The organism is Paenibacillus phoenicis (assembly GCF_034718895.1).
GTDB classification, from domain to species: Bacteria; Bacillota; Bacilli; order Paenibacillales; family Paenibacillaceae; genus Fontibacillus; species Fontibacillus phoenicis.
Genome location: NZ_JAYERP010000001.1, coordinates 3,537,051 through 3,555,546, shown reverse-complemented (window position 1 = coordinate 3,555,546; position 18,496 = coordinate 3,537,051). Strand labels below are relative to the sequence as shown.

Below are 18,496 nucleotides of genomic sequence, written 5' to 3'. Positions count from 1 at the left end.
TGAGGCTTTCCCGAGGTGGCGGCACTTAGGAAAAGCCTCTTTTTGCTAAGAATCTACTTATACCCCCGGAACGTCTGCTTCATGATCTTCTCTTCCAGCCGAATGCGGTTGAACAAGGTGATCAGATGCAGCACGAACAAAGGTGTAAACACGACCCAGCCCTGCGAAATGATCGCGAAGCTAAGCACCTCCGGGATGATGTTCAGGTAATAATTGGGGTGCTTGACGCGCCTGAACAGCGGGGTTTCAATCAACTGGTGGCCCTTGACAATATAGATTTTGAAGGTCCAAAAGCGTCCGAGCGTTGGCCTGAGGGAGTGGACGCCGTCAGCCGGTTGGTCGCGGCCTGTACAGCGCTGATCAATCCGCATACGGTCGTGTTCTGCCATGATGAGGTCAGTGTTCTCTTGTTGAACGAAATCCAAGTGCAAAGCAGCTGGGACTTCATCTGATGATTTCAACCCGTGGATAAGGAGAAGGAGATAAAAACAGATGGCAACATTTTTTCTATTGATCATTTATTTGGCCTTCATCAGCTTAGGGCTGCCCGACTCGCTGCTGGGCTCGGCCTGGCCGATCATTCGCGGTGAGCTCGGCGCTCCGCTGGGCACCGCCGGCGTATTATATATGATCGTCGCCGCCGGCACGATCGTATCGAGCTTGGCCAGCGGCTCGTTGCTAGGCCGGTTCGGCACGGGCAAGGTGACCCTGGTCAGCTGCCTGATGACGGCTGCAGCCTTGCTTGGCTATTCGGCGGCACCGTCGGTGTTCTGGCTGGCCGTTTGTGCGATTCCGCTTGGCCTGGGTGCCGGGGCGGTTGACGCCGGCCTCAACAACTACGTGGCCGCGCACTACAAAGCGCATCACATGAGCTGGCTGCATTGCTTCTGGGGTGTTGGCGCGACGCTGGGGCCGGTCATCATGGCCGGGTTTATGTCCGGCGGCGGTCACTGGCGCAGCGGGTACTTGACCGTGTCGATGATTCAATTTGCGCTGGTTGTTATTTTGCTCTTCTCCCTGCCGCTTTGGGATCGTGTGGCCCGGATCGCCGGCGGTTCGCGGAAGGAAGAGCTAAGTGAATTGGAAGCGGAGCAGCCGGACACCGGTCCGGTGAAGCCGCTGCGGATTCCCGGCGTCAAGCTGGCCCTCGTCTCGTTTCTGTTCTATTGCGGGGTAGAATCCACGGTGGGCCTATGGGGCAGCAGCTATCTCGTTGGCATCAAAGGGGTTGATGCGGCGACGGCGGCGAGCTGGGTTTCGCTGTATTTTGCCGGTATCACGGTTGGCCGCTTTATAGCCGGATTCGTCACGTTCAAAGTTAGCAACCGCGTGATGATTCGCGCTGGCCAGATCATCGCCCTGCTCGGCGCAGTCGTGCTGGTTCTGCCGTTGCCCGCGGCCCTGTCGCTGGTCGGCTTACTGATCATCGGCCTTGGCCTCGCCCCGATCTATCCGTGTATGTTGCATGAAACGCCGGTCCGCTTCGGCAAGCGGCAATCCCCGACGATCATGGGCTACCAGATGGCCGTGGCGTATACCGGCAGCACGTTTATGCCGCCGTTGCTCGGGTTCCTGGCTTCGCACTCGACGATTGGCGTGTTCCCGGTGTACATCGTGCTGTCGGCGGCAGCCATGTGGCTGTTCTCCGAGCGGTTGAACGTCTTCTTGAAAGCGAGAAGCCATGCCCCGCAAGAGAGCGTGGTCTCTCCGCAATAGTCCGTCCCTTCAGAAGCTAGCTTCGTAGGTGAGTCAAACCCTATGAGCCAGCTTCTTTTTCATGCCCCCGATTTTCATCCGTCAACCGGCTTTCTTGGCTAGAAACACGCCATAGGATAAATGCTTCCGGTAACGTTGCAGGAAGGCTTCATTTTCTCTGAAAAATATGCCCACGGCGGGATCCTGCAGCGCCTCTAAATCAATGATACGGTACGGATCCAAAGCGTTCTGCCAATCGAAGGACATCGCTCCGTCTGCGCCCCCTTTCTCCTGCTGCTGTCCACTTGGGTCTATTCCGGTTTCCGGTCCCCACTGCCGAACGTCCTGAAAACCGGCATCCCGCAGCATCCGCATCCAGGCAGCAGCGTCAGGCAAACGCGGATTGCCGTACAGCTCGCGCATCTCCCGCTCCAGCGCCGGATGAGGCTGCGTCCGAAACAGCTCACGGTCCCACGCTTGCCCGCCCTTACGCAGGACGCGGTGATATTCACGGAACGCCTTCACGGGATCGGCGGCGAACACCGTCACCGACTCGGCGATGACCGCATCATAGGTGTCCGAGCGCAGCGGGATGGCGGTGATATCACCTTGAATCCATTCGATTTGCAGTTGCTGCTGCTGCGCTCTGTGCTCGGCTTTCTCCAGCATCACGATACTTTGATCCATCGCCGTGACTTGCGCTCCCATCTGGGCTAACAGGCAGGCCGTTCTGCCCGTTCCGCAACCAACCTCCAGCACGCGCATTCCAGGTGCAATGCCAACAAACTGAATAAAATCGAGGGTTCCCTGAAATCCCCCCGGATGTGCCGAGCCTTCCCCAACGGCGGCGATGATTTCGTGATAATTCATCCTATAGCTGCCCCTCCTTTATCAACTTCCCCCACTTCTCTCAACAGCAGAATATGCCGCCGCGTCTCCAGCGCGATTAAGATAGGCTTTCACCTCGGGAGGAGGCCTCGGTTTTGAAGATTTGTTTCGTGAGCAGGACATTCGCCCTGTACAAATATCCGGGTGGTGAATAGGATAAATGAGCATTCGAGAGGGGAGGCACGAGTCTATGCAACAGATCTATCCGCTTGGCGTAGAAACCTGCAAGCCGCATATCGGCAAAACCGTATGCGCTGTACTTCGGGACGGCCGCTATTACATTGGTACGATCACCGATGTGAACGAAAAGGGCATTCAGCTGAACGGAGGATACGCTTCGGGGGCCAACGTTCTCTCTACCCAACCCGCCAAAGCCAAGAAGCAGATCCAGCAGCTGAAATCCAAATCCAAAGGCAACCATAAAGCTTCAACCAAAGCGGTCCCCCAAGCCAACGACCAGGCACAAACGAAGGCGTACGGCTATGGGCCGGGGTATCCGGTTTATGGAGGATATCCGGGGTACGGTTTTCCGGGCAATCCTTATGGCGCCTATGCGCTGGATTGGGCGGCGATCGCTTTGCTGTTCCTTATTCCGTTTTTGTTTATCTGATGAAGCCTGTGCCGTCATGCGGCGATCCGAGTCAATTTCGTCTTTACGCGAAAATTGGCTCTTTTTTTATGCGCGAAGCAGAAGAAAACGCTTCATAAAAGGGCTTTCCGATGTATAATGAACATAGTTGTAGACAAGTAGACAAGATTACGCGGAAAAGAGGTTGAACCATGTTCAGAGCCACGGAGGACCAGGAATTCTACGAGTTGCTAAGCCCTACACTTCTGCCTAAAGCGTCGGGATTCCTATGGAACGAAACGATGATGATTCACATGAACTGCCGGGGATATGCTGTTGCCCAATTCATGCAGCCGGAGCCGGCCAAGTATTCGCATGCCCCGAATCTGGAAGCGAAGACGTTTATGCAGCCGGAACAGCCATATTATGCGCATCATCCGGGCCGTTTCGTGTTTGTGAAGGACGAGGAAGATCAAAGTCTGTTTTCTGCGCCATATGAACCGATGCGGGTCAAGACCGACAGCTATGCCTTTGCCTTGGGACAGAGCCGGATCGTCTGGAAGGTCGAGCATCAGGGCGTGTTGATCGAAATGAGCCTCAGCTTGCCGAAGAAGGATCCGCTGGAGCTTTGGCGGGTGAAGGTGACGAATGTGTCGCAGCGGGCGCGGAAGCTGAGTATCTACCCTTACTTCACTGTGGGTTATATGTCTTGGATGAACCAATCCGGCGAATACCATGAGGACCTGCAGGCAATCGTCTGCTCTTCGGTGACGCCGTATCAGAAATATCAGGATTACGATAAGATCAAGTTTTTCCGTGACAAAACGTTCCTGATCGCCGAACAACCGCCGGTGTCCTGGGAAGTGAATCAGGAGGCGTTCGAGGGAGAAGGCGGGATCACCCGTCCGTCCGCCTTGGAACAAGCGGAGCTCGCGAAGGGAGATGCGCGGTACGAGACGCCAGTAGCCGTTATGCAATACCGGATGGAACTGGCGGCAGGGGAAACGCGGGAATACCGCTTCCTGTTCGGCCCGGCCCGGGATGAGCAGGAGATTGCGCAAATTCGGGAGACATACTTCGGCAAGGCTGGCGATCTGAGAGAAGACGGATTTCTGGCTGCCGAACGCGAATACGACCAGTATATTCGGGAAGGACGGGGCTGCCTGACAATCTCCACCCCCGACAAGGATCTCGATCTGTTCGTCAATCGCTGGCTGCCGCGGCAAATTTATTATCATGGACAGACGAACCGCCTGACCACCGACCCGCAAACCCGGAACTATTTGCAGGATCACATGGGCATGAGCTATATCAAGCCGCAGGTGGCACGGGCATCGTTCTTGACGGCGCTGAGTCAGCAGAAAGCAAACGGCGCCATGCCGGACGGAATCGTGCTGCATCCGGACGCTGAACTGAAATATATCAACCAGGTGCCGCATACGGACCACTGTGTCTGGCTGCCCATCTGTCTCAGCACGTATTTGGATGAGACGGGAGACTACTCGATTCTGGAGGAAAAGGTGGCCTATGCCGACAGTGAGGAAGCCGAACCTGTATATGTCCATGTCGATAAAGCGATGCGTTGGCTGATGAACGACCGCGACGAGCGGGGGCTGAACTACATCAACCAAGGCGACTGGTGCGACCCGATGAATATGGTTGGCTACAAAGGGAAGGGCGTGTCCGGCTGGCTGACGATCGCCACGGCGTATGCGTTCCAGGTTTGGGCCGGCATTTGCGAGAACAGCGGACGGCCTGAGGCTGCACGGGATTACCGTGCGGCGGCGGAGGAGACCAACGAAGTGGTGAACCGCTACTTGTGGGACGGCGAATGGTATGCACGGGGTATCACCGATGATAACGTCGTGTTTGGGATTAGCACTGATGAGGAAGGCCGGATCTTCATCAACCCGCAGGGCTGGTCGATGTTGAGCGGCGCGGCCGACGCCGACAAACGCGAGAAGCTGATGCGTGCGGTGCGCGAGCAGCTGGAGACGCCGTACGGCGTTGAGAAGCTCGCACCTTCCTACACGAAGATGCGCGAGGATGTCGGCCGGGTCACGCAGAAGCACCCGGGCTCGGCGGAGAACGGCGCGGTGTACAATCATGCCGCTGCCTTCTACATCTACGCGTTATATACGGTGGGTGAGCGGGACGATGCCTTTCGGCTGCTGCGCAAAATGCTGCCCGGCCCGGATCTCGAGGATATCGTGCAACGGGGACAGCTGCCGGTGTTCATCCCGAACTACTACCGGGGAGCCTATCGGCAATTCCCGCGGACGGCAGGACGCTCCAGCCATCTGTTCAACACGGGCACGGTGCCGTGGGTGTACCGCTGCTTAATCGATGGGCTGTTTGGCGTGCAGGGCACGAAGGACGGCATCCGCGTGAGCCCGCAGCTTCCGTCCCATTGGAACGAAGCGGCGATCACGCGCGAATTCCGGGGTGCCACGCTGCACGTAGATATCCGGCGGGACGCAGCGGTAACAGAGACCGAGGTTTACGCGGATGGCGAGCGGCTGCCGGAAGGCGTGCTGCGGAATGTGCAGCCGGGCAAGACTTACCGCGTGCAGGTGAAGCTGCCAGCCGGAGCGTAAGCGAAAGCGGCGGAAGCAAGAAGAAGCAAGAAGCGCAAGCGTGTCGGGGAAGATCCCCTGCGCTTGCGCTTTTTTTCGCGTTGCCTGTGTTTCATGCGTCTCCCTCCTGCAATTTAAGAAAAACTTTATTTTTCCTCCCATTCTTCTTAAATTATAAAAGTTATCCTAAGGGGGAAGAAAAGCTAGGGGGAAATCGACGTGAAAAAGTGGATAATTTGCCTAATGCTCCTGGTGCTGCTGGGATACGGGGTTTCTAAATTTAAGACCGAAACGGCCCGATCACCTCAGGATTCAGCGCCGCCCGTAGAGGACGTTGAGCCGAATGAGGTTTCGGATTCGTCGCTGGCTGCAGAAGGAATGACGATCCACGTCACCAAGGAGATGATATATCAGGGCGATTTGCTGCTGGTGAACAAGGACCATCCGGTTCCGAAGGGGCTGCACCCCGATAAGGAAGCCGTTAGTCTGGTGAAGAACCCCGAATTGATCGACGGATTTGGAGTGTTGGATAATAAAGTGCTGTTGTCGCCGCGCATGGCGGAACGCTTTGCAACGATGGTGAAGGCCGCCGGGGAGGAAGGAATCAACCATTTCCTGATCAGCAGCGGGTACCGGGACGAAGAGAAGCAGGACGAGCTGTACCGCCAAATGGGTTCCAAGCTGGCGCTGCCTGCCGGATACAGCGAGCATAACCTGGGGCTGTCGCTGGACATCGGGTCGTCCCAAGCGGAGATGAATGTCGCCCCGGAAGGCCGGTGGTTGAAGGAGAATGCATGGAAATATGGATTTATTTTGCGATACCCGGACGACAAAACGGCGATCACAGGCATTCAGTTCGAGCCTTGGCACTTCCGGTACGTGGGTCTGCCGCATAGCGCCATCATTCACGAAAACGGGTTTGTGCTGGAGCAATACTTGGATTATCTGAAGGAGCAACAGTCGGTGAGCATCACAGTACAAGGCCAGAAGTATCACGTCTTCTACTATCCGGTATCCAAAGATCGGACCATTGAGGTGCCGGCGCAGGGCAGTTATGAGATTTCCGGCAACAACATGGACGGAGTTATTGTGACCGTTCGCGAGTAATCCGGCAGCGAGGCAGGAGATCATGAAAGCGAGGGGATCCAATGGGGCCAATGGGAACGATTGCAATATACAAGAGAGGGCTGAATATGGGAATACCGGGGGCGATGATCGTTCCCTTTCGAGAGCTGCCGGATTCGGCGGCCTTTGGTTTGTTCGGCTTGTTTCGCGTGTTTGGTGAGAGCATTTGTTTTGCAAACTTTTTGTAAGTTTCTTGACAAAAGGAATCTTGGTGACTATCATTAACTCAAGTTTGATTAATTCAAATAAAGGATATTGGAGAAGTTCGGAATCGTACCTGATGGTGTAACAGCATTGTTTTGGGGCAAAATAATGTCAGGTGGATTAACGAAGCCAAGAAATCAATCGAGGAGGAAAATAGCCATGTCTAAATTGAACATCGGGATTATCCTGGGAAGTACCCGCGATGGGCGCGTGAGCCCGCAGGTCGGAGAATGGGTGAAGAAGCATGCGGATGCTCGCGGCGACGCCAATTATGAAATCGTTGATATCGCGGATTACAAACTGCCGTTGCTCGGCGAAGCCGATGCCAGCGAGCAAGCAGCGGCTTGGAATAGCAAGCTGAACAGCTTGGACGGTTTCGTATTCATCGTGCAAGAATACAACCACAGCATCACAGGTGCCCTGAAGAACGCGCTGGACTATGCGCGTGAAGCGTGGAACAACAAAGCAGCCGGGATCGTCAGCTATGGTTCCGTAGGCGGCGCTCGTGCAGCAGAACACCTGCGCGGCATTCTGGGCGAACTGCTGGTTGCGGATGTGCGTGTACACGTTGCCCTGTCGCTGTTCACCGATTTCGAGAACTACAGTGTCTTCAAGCCGGCAGACCTGCACTTGAAGAACCTGAACGACATGCTGGACCAAGTGCTTGCTTGGAGCGGCGCGTTGAAGACGCTGCGTTAAGATTCATTTCCGACTTCGATTTTGAAACCCCTGTGCCTAATGATATGGCGCGGGGGTTTTTTGCATGATTGCCGGTGCAGGTAATACCTCGTATAACGATATCGATCTCCTGAGGCGCGCTATTGCTGTGACGTTTGTCATATCGATGAGACGGCACGTTTGCTAATTGTACCTTAGGAGGTGGACGACGCATGAAAGTCAATTATCCCTTGAAGGGAACTCCGGATCTCAAAGAGATCAAGGAATCCCTCAAACCGTTTGGCGGTCGCTGCGCAAAAATTGTCGATGGTACGTTGGAATATCAGATTAAGAATGAGAATGAGAAAGCCGCTTATGAAGCCATGAAGGAACAAGGCTACATTGAATAATTAGCAGCAATGAAAAAAAGGGTGTTCCCTGTCACGAAGTGACATGAGGGGCACCCTGCTTTTTAGTATAGATGTACATAAAATGTGGTGGATTCACCCAGCTTACTTTTGGCATAAATTTTTCCCTTGTGCTGTTCGACAATCGATTTCGCGATGGCCAGCCCAAGTCCATAACCGCCTTCTTTGCGTGCCCTGGAAGTATCTGTCCGGTAGAAACGGTCGAAGATCCGCGGCAGGTGTTCGGGGGGGATACCTTCCCCGGTGTTGGAGACCTTCAGGACAGTGTCACCTTGCTGCCTTTTGAGCGACAGGTGATCGTTCCTTTAGGATTGGCGTATTTGATCGCATTGTCCAGCAGGATCATCACCACCTGCGGAAAACGTATAGAACCTTCCGGGCTGTGACATCCAGGAAGACGAGTATATATCCGCTGTCCGTAGAGCGTACGTTGTAAATCCAGCGGCTTCCGTCTAGGTTGAATTGCCCGCTACTCTGGCGCTTGTCCACCGCCTTCTCCAACGCTTCGTTGTAAAAATCCTCATCCATGTCAAATATGGACATGTAGGAGATCAACTCGAATTCTTGATCCGTTTGCAGCATAAATGAAATGGACCGATCAGGCGGTGCCTCTCCGGAACGATCCAGGGGCCGGTTTTTGCCCGGTGCGCCGCTTTCGACACTGCTGCTCCCGCTTCCAGCGCCTATGGGGGGCCGTTGCGGCCGGGGGATTTTTCATAGGAATCCATGACTTTGTGTAAATCCATATTGATGTCGCTGTTCACGTTACCTTTAATCAACCTTAAGCTCAGATTTGGATGCGGTTGCTTCATTAATGAGCTGCGAATGATCTGATCTGCTAATGGGCTGCTTGTAGACACTCGTATGTACGTATGCGTTTGTATACACTTGTAGGCGCTCGAATGGCACGTATACGCTTGTATGCACTTGATTGTATGCCCTAACGCTGATGAGAAGCGCTAATGTGACCAAATCGAGGGTTTGGAAATTTTAACGCTGCTGAGGAGCACTATTTCAACAAAATCACTACTATTTAGTCGCAAAAAGAGGAAATAAGCACGTTGATCAGCGTTAGAGTCATAAAAAGAGCATTTTAGCCAATTTAAGCGCTGTGGCAAGCGTTAGATCCTTCGCGGTAAAGTGTCGAGGACGAATAAATTACGCCTCTCTGAGGTCCGTTACGGCTATGCTCCGCGCCGAATAGCTGTTGCTTGTCTTGCCCTTGAGCCCGGAGTAGCCGAGGTGGGGAGGCATTTTAAACATGCCTTTCACATCTTTAAGGTTCGTTAAAGGTTAGGGGGCTATGATACAACCATGGCAAGCGGGAGATCACCTGCTGCAAGGCCGATAGCACTAGGAGAGAAAGGAAGGAACTGAAGTGTATGGCGATCAAGGTTTTCAACCGATACGAGAACAAATACCTGCTCGACGATGCGGCTTACCGACGGTTATATGCAGAGCTGCTGGAATATATGGAACCGGACGATTACAACAAACAACATGAATTTTACTCCATCAGCAACCTGTACTTCGATACCAAGGATGACACCTTGATCCGCACGAGTCTGGCCAAGCCCAAATATAAGGAGAAGCTCCGACTGAGAGCTTATGGCGTCCCGGACCCGAATGCGAAGGTGTACCTGGAGATCAAAAAAAAGGTGTACGGGCTGGTGAACAAACGCCGGACGTCGCTGAGGCTGCAGGAGGCCTATGAGTTTGTACGGACGGGCATCGAGCCGGAGTATAAGGACTACATGCGGTGGATATCTCTATGTCGATGCGATGACCTTCTCGCAAACGCAGAATGCAGGGACATTGGTCCATCTGGAGGATAAAGCAGGCAACGAAATCCTGACGTTTGCCCCGACGAAGAATTTCCAAAACGTCGTGATCAGCTCGCCGAAGTTGAAGAAAGGTAGCTATAACCTGTACACCGGCGGGACATCGACGGGCAGCGCGAAGGACGGACTTTATACAGATGGAAAGTACTCGGGTGGTACTGTTGTTGTCGAAAAATAGGGATTGACGGATTTGTATATACAAGTTAAAATGAAAACGCAAACAAAAAACATGTATATACAAGTTGAATAAAGGCGGTTTGGCATCATGTTCTATCGTTTGCTGCAAAATAAATTGATCATCTTTTAGGACATCAAGAAGGAGGAACCATCCATGAGTAACTACACGCAACCGGCAAACGATTTGCTGAAGCATGTCGGCGGCCGCGAAAATATTTCGGTTGTCACCCACTGTGCGACCCGCATGAGATTCGTGTTAAATGACCCGAAGAAAGCGGACGTCGAACAGATTCGGGCGATCAAATTGGTGAAAGGCACGTTTACCCAAGCCGGTCAGTTTCAGGTCATCATCGGTAACGAAGTGGCTTCATTTTATAACGAGTTCATTAAAATCGCCGGCGTCAGCGACACCTCGAAAGAGGAAGCGAAGGAAGCCGCCAAGCAGAACATGAACTTCCTGCAGCGGATGATTGCGCACTTGGCGGATATTTTCACCCCGCTGATTCCAGCCATCGTAGTTGGAGGTCTGATCCTCGGCTTCCGCAACATTATCGGGGACATCAAAATGCTGGACGACGGTACGAAAACCCTGGTCGAAGTATCGCAGTTCTGGGCCGGAACCCATGCGTTCCTCTGGCTGATTGGTGAAGCGATCTTCCACTTCCTCCCGGTCGGCATCACTTGGGCCGTCGCACGGAAGATGGGGGCTACGCCGATTCTCGGTATTGTGCTGGGGATCACGCTCGTCTCGCCGCAGCTGCTTAATGCTTATAGCGTTGCCGGTGCAACGGACATTCCGTTTTGGGACTTCGGGTTTGCCAAGGTGGAAATGATCGGTTATCAGGCACAGGTCATTCCGGCGATTCTGGCGGGACTGGTGTTGTCCTTCCTGGAGTTGAAGCTGCGTAAAATCGTGCCGCAATCGATCTCGATGATCGTTGTTCCGTTCTTTGCGCTGGTGCCTACCGTTCTGCTTGCCCACACGGTGCTTGGGCCGATCGGCTGGCATATTGGTTCGTTTATCTCGAATGTGGTTTATTCCGGTCTGACTTCGTCGTTCGGCTGGCTGTTCGCCGCGATCTTCGGATTCGCGTACGCGCCGCTGGTCATCACGGGGCTGCATCACATGACCAATGCGATTGACTTGCAATTAATGAGCGAGCTCGGTGGGACAAACCTGTGGCCGATGATCGCGCTCTCGAATATCGCGCAAGGCTCGGCCGTGCTGGCCATGATCTTTATCAATCGAAAAAATGAAGAGGAGAAACAGATCTCCATTCCGGCAACGATCTCTTGTTACTTAGGGGTTACGGAGCCGGCGATGTTCGGGATCAACCTGAAATACGGGTACCCGTTCCTCGCGGCGATGATCGGGTCGCTGGTGGCGGCGGTCATCTCGGTTGGCACGGGCGTCATGGCCAATTCCATCGGCGTTGGCGGCTTGCCGGGCATCTTGTCCATCCAGCCGCAGCACATGGTGACCTTCGCTTTGGCGATGGCCGTAGCGATCGTTATCCCGTTTATCCTCACGATGGTTTTTGCGAAAGCAAACATCGGCAAAGTATCGTTCAAGAAAAATTAAGCTCATGGCGGAGGAACAGGATTGTTCCTCCTTTGCGATTTTTGTGGGAAAGGGCAGGTGTTGGAAATGACGGAACCTTGGTGGAAGAAAGCGGTCGTGTATCAGATCTATCCGAAGAGCTTCAACGACACGACGGGCAATGGAGTCGGCGACCTGCAAGGAATCATTCGCAAGCTGGATTACCTTGCGGAGCTGGGCGTCGACGTGATCTGGCTGACGCCAGTGTACGACTCACCGCAACGGGACAACGGATATGATATTCGCGACTATTATCGGATCTTTGAGCCCTACGGCACGATGGAGGATTTCGACCAGCTGCTGGAGGAAGCCCATCGGCGCGGTCTCCGGATTCTGATGGATATCGTCGTCAACCATACGTCAACCGAGCATCCGTGGTTTGTCGCTGCCAAGTCGTCCAAGGACAACCCCTATCGGGATTACTATATTTGGCGGGACGGGAAGGAAGGCGGGCCGCCAAACAATTGGGTGTCCAAATTCGGCGGGGACGCTTGGCAATACGACGAAACAACGGACCAATACTATCTTCATCTCTTTGATGTGACCCAGGCGGATTTGAATTGGGAGAATGCCCGGATGCGCCAGGAAATTTACCAGATGATGAAGTTTTGGCTGGATAAAGGGGTAGATGGCTTCCGGCTGGACGTTATCAATCTGCTTTCCAAGGACCAGCGGTTTCTGGACGACGACGGATCGGTGGCTCCCGGAGACGGGCGGAAATATTACACCGACGGCCCGAAAATCCACGAATATCTGCAGGAGATGAACCGCGAAGTTTTTGCCGGGTACGATATGATGACCGTCGGGGAAATGTCGTCCACTTCGCTGGAGCACTGCGTTCGCTATACGCATCCGGAACGGAAGGAACTCGACATGACCTTCAGCTTCCATCATTTGAAGGTGGATTATCCGAACGGGGAGAAATGGGCGAAAGGCGAGCTTGACTTCCTGCGGTTGAAGCAGATTTTGGCCGAGTGGCAGACCGGAATGTACGAAGGCGGCGGATGGAATGCGCTGTTCTGGTGCAATCACGATCAGCCCCGCGTGGTGTCACGGTTTGGAGACGACGGGAAGTATCACCGGGAATCGGCGAAAATGCTGGCCACAGCGATGCACATGCTGCAAGGGACCCCTTATATTTTTCAGGGGGAAGAATTCGGGATGACGAATCCGGGCTTCGAGCGGATCGAGGATTACCGCGACGTGGAGTCGCTCAACATGTACCGCATCCTGAAGGAGCGCGGCATGTCCGAGGCCGACATTCTGGAGATTCTGGCGCAAAAATCGCGGGACAACGGCCGAACGCCGGTGCAATGGAATGACGGACCCAACGCCGGGTTTACGACCGGTACGCCGTGGATTCACCCGGCGAACAATTACAAGGAGATCAATGCGGAGCGGGCGCTCGCGGATCCGGACTCGATTTTTTATCATTATCAGAAGTTAATCCGGCTGCGCAAGGAATATGAGGTGATTACAACCGGGCGGTTTGAACTGCTGGTCGAAGAAGACCCGGCGGTGTTTGCTTATGTGCGTGACGGCGGGGCGGAGAAGTTGATTGTGGTGAATAACTTTTTTGCGGAGGAGACGGAATTTCGGCTGCCTGACGGAGACGGCTGGCATGAGTACGAAAGCCGGTTGCTGCTGTCCAACTACGCAGATTCCCCGGCGGACCCGCAACATCTTCGGCTAAGACCCTACGAATCTGTGGTATATTATCTTCATAGAACGTAAAAAAGTTTGGGGTCGGAAGCATGACAAACAAGTATTTGGCGATTCACAACGACATTGCGCGGCAGATCGAAGCCGGGGAGATTGCGCCCCACTCGCTGCTCCCGTCCGAGCATGAGCTGAAGGAGCGTTACAACACGTCGAGGGAGACGATTCGCAAAGCCTTAACCCTGCTGGCACAGAACGGGTATATTCAGAAGGTGCAAGGCAAGGGCTCCATTGTGATCCGCAGCAGCATGGTGGATTTTCCCGTATCCGGGCTGGTGAGCTTTAAGGAGCTGGCCGGCAAGATGGGCGAGAAGCCCCGGACCCTGGTGCATGAGCTGTCCCGGGTGAAGCCAGATGCCTACGTGAAGCAGCAGCTCAATATCTCCAGTAAGGACGAGGTATGGAAAGTTGTGCGCATCCGGGAGTTTGGCGGGGGGAAGGTCCTGCTTGATAAGGATTTTTTGAACGCGAAGTACGTGCCGTCCTTAACCCGGGAAATCTGCGAGAACTCGATCTACGAGTATTTGGAGAAGGAGCTTGGGCTGAAGATCAGTTTCGCCAAAAAAGAAATCGTCATCGAGGAGCCTACCCACGAGGACAAGCAGCTGCTTGACCTGGAAGGCTTCCACAACATGGTCGTCATCCGCAGCCATGTCTATCTGGAGGACGCCAGCTTGTTTCAGTACACGGAATCCCGGCACCGGCCGGACAAATTCCGCTTCGTGGACTTCGCGCGGCGGATCCATTCCAATGGTTGAGCGTTACCCGCGCTAAGTCAGAAAGATAGCAAAGTTTGGAGCGTAAAGTAAAGACCGCCCTGAAATGGGGCGGCCTTTTTTGATGCAGTTGGACATTCAAATCAGCTTATGCGCATACCACTTCTTCCCGCGGAAGCGCCAGAGGAAGATGGCCCCGCGCACGCCCCACTCGCTGCACATCGCCACCCAAACTCCGAGGATGCCGAAGCCAAGCGTGATGCCAAGAACGTAGCCGAGAATGACCCGGAACAGCCACATCGTCAGCATCGAAGTGATTGAGGTGAAGCGCGAGTCGCCCGCCGCCCGCAAGGCGGATGGCAGAATGAAGCTGATCGGCCAGAGCGGAACCTGGGCGATGGAGCTCACCAGGAGCACGAGAAAGATGTCGCCAACGATATCGGACGGCGGCGAGAAGATGCTCACGAGCGGTCGGAACAACGGCAGCAAAATTAAGCTAATCAAGGCCAGCGATCCGGACCCCAGCCAGAGGAAGGACTTAATGAACTTCCGCGCATCACTAACGCTGCCGCTGCCAATACATTGGCCAACGACGGTGACAATCGTCAGCGAGAGGGCGCCGGCAGGAATTTGGAACACCCCGGCCAGGGAACCGCCAATCGCATTCGTTGCAATCGCATAGGTGCCAAGGCTGACAATAAACACCTGAGTCAGCAGCTTGCCGCCGTTAAAGAATAGCTGTTCGGCGGCGAACGGGATGCCAATGAAAAGAATTTTTCGCAGTATCTCAATCGGGAAGTGGAACAGGTCGATCAGATGCAGGTGAAGAGAAGCCTCCATTTTGAACAAATAATAAAGTGCACAGGCCGCACCGGCGAACCGGGCGATATTGATCGCTAGAGTCATCCCGAGAACGCCCATGTCCAGAAGCGTGATCAGCAAGAGGTTCAGCAATACGTACAGCAGGTTCATGATCAGGGAAAGGGTTAAGGACGCCCGAGTTTTACCGATGCCCCGAAGTGCGGAGCAGACGGCCTGAACGACGGCCAGCCCGACGTAGGAGATGCTGCTGCCGATCAGATAGACGCGAGCATTGTCCAATACATCGGCCGACGCGGCGCCGAACAGCAGCTTGAGCAGCGGATTGTGAAAGCCGATCAACAGCAGCCCAATTACGACGGCGAGCAGGGTTACCGCCGTAACCGTAGCCGCAGAAGCGCGGGAGACGTTACGGTCGTTGCGGCTGCCTTTGTATTGGGCGACCACCACGGTTCCCCCGGTCGCGACAGCGACAAACACGCTGATCAGGAAGATATTCAGCGAGTCCACGATGTTCACCGCGCTGACAGCGGCGACGCCGGACGAGCTGATCATGGCGGTATTGACCAGATTAAGGCCAACGATAAAAGCCTGATCGATTAGAATAGGCAGAAACAAGGCAAAGATCTGCCGATAGTCCATGGACTCGCCGGACAGATGCTTTTCGAGGAAGGCGTTATTTTGCAGACGCGAAAATAGGGGCTTCAATCGTCATCACATTCTTTTCTTTATAATTGGTAGATCAAGCCAACACATTAATCTTATTATCGGATAATTCGTAATCAGGCTAAAGCAACTAAGCAACTAACCCGGATATCGCCGGGCAGGGTTGAAGATACCATTTCCGAAGGAGCCATGTCAATGCATTTCAGCGATCCTTGTTGCGGGGGGAGTTGGCGAGACGGGGGACATTTGGAAATTGCGGTTAGAGGTGGTACGATGTAGGGGATTGGGTGAATTTGACTTGGGAGGGGATTATTTTGAAAGCGCTATTTATTGGAGGCACGGGAACGATCAGCTCGGCGATTACCCGACAATTGGCGGAGGACAGCTCCTGGGAGCTGTATCTGCTGAACCGGGGGACTCGCAATAAGGATTTGCCGCCGGGCGTACATGTCATTGAGGTTGATATTCATCAGGAAGCCGAGGTGGCGAAGAAGCTCGAAGGTTATACCTTTGATGTGGTGGCGGATTTCATCGCGTTTGAACCGGCGCAGCTGGAACGTGATGTGCGCTTGTTTGCCGGGAAGACAAAGCAGTTTATCTTCATTAGCTCGGCTTCGGCGTATCAAACCCCTTTGTCGGATTACAGAATCACCGAAGGGACGCCGCTGTCCAATCCATATTGGGCCTACTCCCGCAACAAAATTGCCTGCGAGGAATATTTGATGAAGGAGTATCGCGAGAACGGCTTCCCCATCACGATCGTGCGGCCGAGCCACACTTATGATGAGCGTTCGATCCCGTTGGGCGTTCACGGCAACAAAGGGTCCTGGCAAGTGGCCCAGCGGATGCTGTTGAACAAGCCCGTTCTGATTCATGGGGACGGTTCGTCGCTGTGGACGTTAACGCATAACAGCGATTTTGCCAAAGGCTTTATCGGGCTGATGGGCAACGTTCATGCGATAGGAGAGTCGGTGCATATTACATCGGACGAAAGCGTGACCTGGAACCAAATTTACGAAATCATTGCGGATGCGCTGGGCGTGAAGCTGCGCGCGGTGCATGTCGCTTCTGAATTTTTGGCGGAGAACGGCCCGTACGACTTCCGCGGCGGACTGCTGGGTGACAAGGCCAATACGGTTGTCTTTGACAATAGCAAGCTGAAGCGGCTCGTGCCTGGCTTTACAGCTACGGTTCGCGTGGATCAGGGGATTCGGCGAACGGTAGAGCATATTCTGGCGCACCCTGAGCTTCAAGTGGCTGACCCTGAATTCGACGCCTGGTGCGACCGCGTGGTCGGGGCGATGGAAGCCGCCGCGAAGTTCATGAAGGAATAGGCGAGAGGCCATCGATGAGTATCGTACGTCAACCTACGTTCGTGTTGGCGCCGGATTCGTTTAAGGAGAGCATGACCGCCAAGGAAGTGTGTGAGGCTATGGAAAAAGGGCTTCGCAAAGCGTTCCCCGATGCGCATTACGTCCACATCCCGATGGCCGATGGCGGGGAAGGAACCGTTCAAGCCTTGGTTGACGCCACGGGCGGCAGGCTGTGCTCGCTGGAGGTGACGGGCCCGCTGGGGGAGCCGGTCCTGGCACAGTACGGCCTGCTGGGCGACGGGGAGACAGCGGCCATTGAGATGGCCTCGGCCAGCGGGCTCCACCTGGTGCCGCCGGATCGGCGCAATCCGCTGCAGACCACGACGTACGGCACCGGCGAGTTGATCTGCGCCTGCCTGGATCAAGGCGTGCGCCGGATCATCGTCGGCCTGGGCGGCAGCGCGACGAACGACGGCGGCGCCGGCATGGCCGAGGCGCTGGGCGCGCGCTTCCTGGACGCGGCGGGCCGGCCGTTGGCGCGCGGCGGAGGCCGCCTCGGGGAGCTGGCGCGGATCGACGTGTCCGCGCTGGATCCCCGCCTGCAGCAGGCGCGCCTGATCGTGGCCTGCGACGTCGACAACCCGCTCTGCGGCGAGCGTGGCGCGTCCCGGGTGTTCGGGCCGCAGAAGGGCGCCACCGCCGCAATGGCGGAGCAGTTGGACGCCGCGCTCTCGCATTACGCGGAGGTGGCGCGGCGGCAGCTGGGCCGGGACGTGCGTGACGTCCCTGGCGCAGGGGCAGCCGGCGGGTTAGGCGCCGGGCTGTTGCTCTTTACGCAGGCCGAACTGCGCAGGGGCGTCGAGATCGTGCTCGACTTTACCGGCCTGCGGGAGAAGGTGGCGGCGGCGGACGTGGTGTTCACCGGCGAGGGCGGCATCGACTTCCAAACGAAGTTTGGGAAGGTGCCCTACGGTGTCGCCCGAATCGCCAAGGCTGCCGGCAAGCGCGTGATCGCGATCGCCGGGACGATCGGCGACGGCGCAGACGCGCTTTACGCCGAAGGGATCGACGCGATCTTCGGCATCGCCCCCGGCGCGGCCGCCCTGCCGCAGCTGCTCGCTGACGGGCCGCGCAACGTGGAGCGCGCCTGCGAAAACATCGGCCGCCTGCTGCGGCTTGGCTGATGAGTGCACGGGCAGCGTCGTCGCGGCCTGCGGGGACGTATGCCGTCTACTCTCTTTGGACCATTATCCCGTTGCATCAGGGGATGGAGAAGATATCCATTCCCCGTTTCTGAACGAAAGGGATAATCGTGCAAAGAGGCGCGAGAAGAACCTTCATGCCGCCGCCCCCGCGCAGCAGCTCAAAGGGGAGAAATGTTGTATGGCCTACCTACAACATTTCTCCCTTTTTTAATATTTCGAGGTTGGAGGGGATACCAATGCAATCCGCTCTTTTTGACGATTATCCCGTTGCATCAGGGTGGAGAAATCCAACCTCCACT

17 protein-coding genes and 1 pseudogene are annotated in these 18,496 nt (G+C 55.2%); 13 read left to right on the top strand and 5 right to left on the bottom strand.

The features are described from left to right. Nucleotides 1-53: 53 nt before the first annotated feature. Nucleotides 54-389 (bottom strand): isoprenylcysteine carboxylmethyltransferase family protein, encoded by a 336-nt coding sequence (locus U9M73_RS16880; RefSeq protein WP_323078164.1) that lies wholly within the window; start codon nt 387-389, stop codon nt 54-56. 103 nt (nt 390-492) lie between these two features. Here U9M73_RS16880 and U9M73_RS16875 point away from each other — a divergent pair, with 103 nt between their 5' ends. Then, nucleotides 493-1,716 carry an MFS transporter gene (locus U9M73_RS16875; protein WP_009223493.1) on the top strand — a complete coding sequence of 408 codons (1,224 nt, stop codon included), beginning with the start codon at nt 493-495 and terminating at the stop codon, nt 1,714-1,716. 81 nt (nt 1,717-1,797) lie between these two features. On the opposite strand, the gene U9M73_RS16870 is transcribed toward U9M73_RS16875, so the two are convergent. Beyond that, a complete protein-coding gene (locus U9M73_RS16870) occupies nt 1,798-2,565 on the bottom strand; it encodes a class I SAM-dependent methyltransferase (RefSeq protein WP_323078162.1) in 768 nt (255 codons plus the stop codon). 208 nt (nt 2,566-2,773) lie between these two features. On the opposite strand from U9M73_RS16870, the gene U9M73_RS16865 reads away from it, so the two are divergent. From U9M73_RS16865 to U9M73_RS16845, 5 genes are all read left to right on the top strand, one after another. After that, nucleotides 2,774-3,193, top strand: a complete 420-nt coding sequence (locus tag U9M73_RS16865) for a hypothetical protein (RefSeq protein WP_323078161.1) — start codon at nt 2,774-2,776, stop codon at nt 3,191-3,193. Nucleotides 3,194-3,363: 170 nt separating this feature from the next. Further along, complete coding sequence (locus tag U9M73_RS16860) at nt 3,364-5,748, top strand: GH36-type glycosyl hydrolase domain-containing protein (RefSeq protein WP_009223496.1); 2,385 nt, start codon at nt 3,364-3,366, stop codon at nt 5,746-5,748. Nucleotides 5,749-5,946: 198 nt separating this feature from the next. Then, a complete protein-coding gene (locus U9M73_RS16855; protein ID WP_260070142.1) occupies nt 5,947-6,834 on the top strand; it encodes a M15 family metallopeptidase in 888 nt (295 codons plus the stop codon). A gap of 381 nt (nt 6,835-7,215) precedes the next feature. Continuing rightward, a complete protein-coding gene (locus U9M73_RS16850) occupies nt 7,216-7,755 on the top strand; it encodes an NADPH-dependent FMN reductase (RefSeq protein WP_009223499.1) in 540 nt (179 codons plus the stop codon). 191 nt (nt 7,756-7,946) lie between these two features. Next, complete coding sequence (locus U9M73_RS16845) at nt 7,947-8,123, top strand: hypothetical protein (protein ID WP_009223500.1); 177 nt, start codon at nt 7,947-7,949, stop codon at nt 8,121-8,123. Between the two features lie 62 nt (nt 8,124-8,185). Here the strand turns inward: U9M73_RS16845 and U9M73_RS16840 are convergent, their stop codons facing one another. Together U9M73_RS16840 and U9M73_RS16835 are read right to left on the bottom strand one after the other, a co-directional pair. Beyond that, the gene (locus tag U9M73_RS16840) at nt 8,186-8,374 is read right to left on the bottom strand and encodes a sensor histidine kinase (protein WP_323079157.1); all 189 of its coding nucleotides are present in this window, start codon (nt 8,372-8,374) and stop codon (nt 8,186-8,188) included. Nucleotides 8,375-8,486: 112 nt separating this feature from the next. Then, complete coding sequence (locus tag U9M73_RS16835; RefSeq protein WP_323078157.1) at nt 8,487-8,684, bottom strand: hypothetical protein; 198 nt, start codon at nt 8,682-8,684, stop codon at nt 8,487-8,489. A gap of 839 nt (nt 8,685-9,523) precedes the next feature. On the opposite strand from U9M73_RS16835, the pseudogene U9M73_RS16830 reads away from it, so the two are divergent. From U9M73_RS16830 to treR, 5 genes and pseudogenes are all read left to right on the top strand, one after another. Then, nucleotides 9,524-9,898: pseudogene (locus U9M73_RS16830) on the top strand (VTC domain-containing protein); the annotation flags it as partial. Between the two features lie 58 nt (nt 9,899-9,956). Beyond that, the gene (locus U9M73_RS16825; RefSeq protein ID WP_323078156.1) at nt 9,957-10,160 is read left to right on the top strand and encodes a hypothetical protein; all 204 of its coding nucleotides are present in this window, start codon (nt 9,957-9,959) and stop codon (nt 10,158-10,160) included. Between the two features lie 153 nt (nt 10,161-10,313). Next, nucleotides 10,314-11,741 carry a PTS system trehalose-specific EIIBC component gene (gene treP, locus U9M73_RS16820; protein ID WP_260070143.1) on the top strand — a complete coding sequence of 476 codons (1,428 nt, stop codon included), beginning with the start codon at nt 10,314-10,316 and terminating at the stop codon, nt 11,739-11,741. A gap of 66 nt (nt 11,742-11,807) precedes the next feature. Beyond that, entirely contained in the window at nt 11,808-13,493 is a 1,686-nt protein-coding gene (treC, locus tag U9M73_RS16815; protein WP_323078155.1) for an alpha,alpha-phosphotrehalase, read from the top strand. Nucleotides 13,494-13,513: 20 nt separating this feature from the next. Next, nucleotides 13,514-14,236, top strand: coding sequence for a trehalose operon repressor (gene treR, locus U9M73_RS16810; RefSeq protein WP_009223506.1), 723 nt, complete (start codon nt 13,514-13,516; stop codon nt 14,234-14,236). Nucleotides 14,237-14,332: 96 nt separating this feature from the next. Here treR and U9M73_RS16805 read toward each other — a convergent pair whose 3' ends face one another. Further along, on the bottom strand, nt 14,333-15,721 hold the full coding sequence (locus U9M73_RS16805) for an MATE family efflux transporter (protein ID WP_009223507.1): 1,389 nt from the start codon (nt 15,719-15,721) through the stop codon (nt 14,333-14,335). A gap of 272 nt (nt 15,722-15,993) precedes the next feature. Here U9M73_RS16805 and U9M73_RS16800 point away from each other — a divergent pair, with 272 nt between their 5' ends. Together U9M73_RS16800 and U9M73_RS16795 are read left to right on the top strand one after the other, a co-directional pair. Further along, on the top strand, nt 15,994-17,013 hold the full coding sequence (locus U9M73_RS16800; protein WP_036644128.1) for an SDR family oxidoreductase: 1,020 nt from the start codon (nt 15,994-15,996) through the stop codon (nt 17,011-17,013). Between the two features lie 14 nt (nt 17,014-17,027). Continuing rightward, complete coding sequence (locus U9M73_RS16795) at nt 17,028-18,176, top strand: glycerate kinase (RefSeq protein WP_323078153.1); 1,149 nt, start codon at nt 17,028-17,030, stop codon at nt 18,174-18,176. The last annotated feature ends 320 nt before the right edge of the window (nt 18,177-18,496 follow it).